The sequence below is a fragment of the Phenylobacterium sp. genome, from assembly GCF_036402295.1.
In the GTDB taxonomy this organism is placed as follows: domain Bacteria; phylum Pseudomonadota; class Alphaproteobacteria; order Caulobacterales; family Caulobacteraceae; genus Phenylobacterium.
Genome location: NZ_DASWTE010000381.1, coordinates 1 through 2,850 on the forward strand (window position 1 = coordinate 1; position 2,850 = coordinate 2,850).

The 2,850-nt window shown below is 69.6% G+C and carries 3 protein-coding genes; all 3 read right to left on the bottom strand.

The window, feature by feature from the left end; all coding sequences use genetic code 11:
• On the bottom strand, window positions 1-686 hold a 686-nt coding region (locus tag VGD44_RS22190; RefSeq protein ID WP_331090557.1), incomplete at its 3' end, for an NADP-dependent oxidoreductase.
• A 34-nt stretch (window positions 687-720) separates the two neighbouring features.
• Window positions 721-1,809 (bottom strand): DUF3089 domain-containing protein, encoded by a 1,089-nt coding sequence (locus VGD44_RS22195; RefSeq protein WP_331090558.1) that lies wholly within the window; start codon window positions 1,807-1,809, stop codon window positions 721-723.
• Window position 1,810: 1 nt separating this feature from the next.
• Window positions 1,811-2,812, bottom strand: a complete 1,002-nt coding sequence (gene rfaD / locus VGD44_RS22200; RefSeq protein ID WP_331090559.1) for an ADP-glyceromanno-heptose 6-epimerase — start codon at window positions 2,810-2,812, stop codon at window positions 1,811-1,813.
• Window positions 2,813-2,850 lie beyond the last annotated feature (38 nt).

The following is a 2,850-nucleotide window of genomic DNA, read 5'->3' on the forward strand; positions in this document are numbered from 1 at the left end:
AGGCAGGCCTCGAACACGTCGCCGCCGGTGTTGTCGAAGTAGACGTCGATCCCGTCCGGCACGGCCGCGCGGAGTTGGCGTTTGAACTCGGGCGACTTGTAGTCGACCGCCGCATCGAACCCGAGTTCCTCGGTCAGCCAGCGGCCCTTCGCCTCGCCGCCGGCGATCCCGACGACGCGGCAACCCTTGATCTTGGCGATCTGCCCCACGATTGACCCCACCGACCCGGCGGCGGCGGAAACGACGACCGTCTCGCCCGCCTTCGGCTGCCCGCAGTCCAGGAGGCCGAAGTAGGCGGTCAGCCCGGCGATCCCGTAGACGCTCAGCAGATGGGTCTCAGGCTTGAGGTCGGGCAGCTTGGCGAGATGCTTGCCCGGCAGCGTGGCGTACTCCTGCCAACCCGCGTCGGCGAACACGAGGTCGCCGGGCTTCAGGTGGCCGACATTGGACTGCACCACCTCGGAGAGGCCGCCGCCGGCCATCACCTGTCCGCCCTGGAGCGCCGAGCGATAGGTGGCGCCCTGCATCCAGGCGCGGTTGGCGGCGTCCAGCGAGATGTAGCGGGTCTTCAGCAGCACCTCGCCTTCGCCAGGGGTCGGCCGCTCGCCATTGTTGAGCGCGAAGTGCTCCGGCGCGAGCCGTTCGCCGCCCGGCAGCCGGTCCAGCACGATCTGGCGATTGGTCATGGCGTCCTCCCACGCGTTGTTGCGGGCGACCTAATCACCGCGCGAGCCAAGCCGCCAGCCGCTGCTTCGCGTCGGCCTCGAGGTCGGCGTAGAACAGGTTGAAGCCGGGGACCTTCCGCCGGTCGGCCCAGTCGCCCGTCTGGCGGAGCGAGGCGGACCTGGGCCTCGTAACGAGCAGCACGCCGCCTTCGCAGCGTGCGGCGACCTGCCTGGCCATGAACGCGGGCCGCGCGCCCCATTCGAGCCCCGTGGCGTTGGCCGCGCCCAGGTGCAGGCGCGCCGGCGCCGGCCGGTTCGTCACCGCTCCGAGGATCGGATTGAAGCACAGCGCTGGCCGCGGGCTGATGTTCTCGAGCTCGCCGCGCACCCCCCAGACCAGGGCGCGGTCCAGCAGGCGCTTCCCGGCGTCGAAGTCGTCCTCCCAGACCCGCGCCCACGCCGCCAGGCATCCCGTCTGGCCCCGCTCCGCGCAGGGCGGGATCGGCGGTGCGCCGGCCGGAGCGACGGTGTCGACCAGATACGCCGCCACGAGGCGGCTTCGCAGCGCCGGATCGCGGGCGATCTCCTCGGCCAGCAGCCGCAGGCCTAGCGTCCCGCCCTGCTCGATCCCCACGAGCACGAACGGCCGGCCGCCGTTGTCCTGGTCGACGTACCAGCGGAAGGCGTCGCGCACGTCGCCATACGCGAACTGGCGGGCTTCGCGGGCGTCCTCTCGGAGCGTCGTCAGGCTGTAGAGGCTGGCCTGCCGGTAGCGCGGGGCGAAGATCCGCCCGACGCTGACGAACGGCCCGACGTAGTTGGGCGCCATCACGTCCTGGAACTGACGGTTGGCCTTGCGCGCGTTCAGGCGGGCGTTCCAGTTGCGGCCGCCGTCGTAGGTGGTGGGGGCGATGAAGAACACGTCGGCCAGCCGGTCGCTGCCGTCCGCTGGCCGCAGGTACCAGCTTTGCGAAGTCGCGTAGTCCGGCGCGGCGGGCGGCTCGTAGGTCTGGAACGGCACCTTCGGGTCCAGGGCGGTCGAGACCAGATCACCCCAGAAGGCCGCCACCAGGGCCCCCAGCACGACCAGGATCGAGAGCAGGCCCGCGAGCCACCAGCGTGTGCGCCGCGGAGCCTGGTCCATGCTAGCGGTACGGGTCCGGCTGACTGAGGAAGCGGCCGACGTAATCGGAGATCCCGTCCTCCAGCGTCGTCAGCGGCTGGGCGTAGCCCGCGTCCTTGAGGCGATCCATCTTCGCCTCGGTGAAGTACTGGTACTTGTCGCGGATCGCCGGCGGCATCGGCCCGTAGTCGATCTGGGCGTTCTTGCCGGCCGCCTCGAACACCTGCCGCGCCATGTCCTCGAACGTGCGCGCGGTCCCCGAGCCCAGGTTGTAGATGCCGTTCACGTGCGGATTGTCGAACAGCCAGCGGGTCACGTCGACGGCGTCGCGGACGTAGACGAAGTCGCGCTTCTGGCCCCCATCCGGCACGTCGGCCCGGTAGCTCTTGAAGAGCTGCACCGCATGGCCTTCGCGCACCTGCGGCCAGATCTGCGAGGCTACGGATTTCATCGAGTGCTTATGCTCTTCGTTGGGCCCGTAGACGTTGAAGAACTTGAGCCCCACCCACTGCGGCGGGGCGTAGTCGCGGCCGGCCTGGCGCGCGGCGAAGAGGTCGAAGAGCGCCTTCGACCAGCCATAGGTGTTGAGCGGCTTCAGCCGCGCCAGGGCCTCGTAGTCGTTGTCGTCGTCGAAGCCGTGCTCGCCCGCGCCATACGTGGCCGCCGACGATGCATAGACCAGCCGCCGTTGCCGGTCGGCGCACCAGCGGAAGAGGTCGCGCGACAGCTGGAAGTTCGAGCGGATGATCTTGTCCGCGTCGGGCTCGGTCGTCGACGACACCGCGCCCATGTGGACGACCAGCTCGATGTCGCGCCAGCGCTTTTCAAGCCAGTCGAACATGTCCTCGGGATGCACGAAGTCGCCGATGGGGGTCTTGGCGAGATTGCGCCACTTGCCGGTATCCACCTCGTGCAGGCGGTCGCAGACGACGACGTCGAGCGTGCGGTCCTCGGCCAGCTTCGCGGCGATGTTCGAGCCGATGAAGCCTGCGCCGCCGGTGATGAAGACGATCCTGCGGGTCATGCCTTGGCCTCCTTGATGGCCATGCGGGCGATGGCGGC

Coding starts and splice junctions, on each gene's coding strand:
- VGD44_RS22195 (WP_331090558.1), bottom strand. CDS start 1,809: ATGGACCAGGCTCCGCGGCGCACACGCTGGTGGCTCGCGGGCCTGCTC.
- rfaD (WP_331090559.1), bottom strand. CDS start 2,812: ATGACCCGCAGGATCGTCTTCATCACCGGCGGCGCAGGCTTCATCGGC.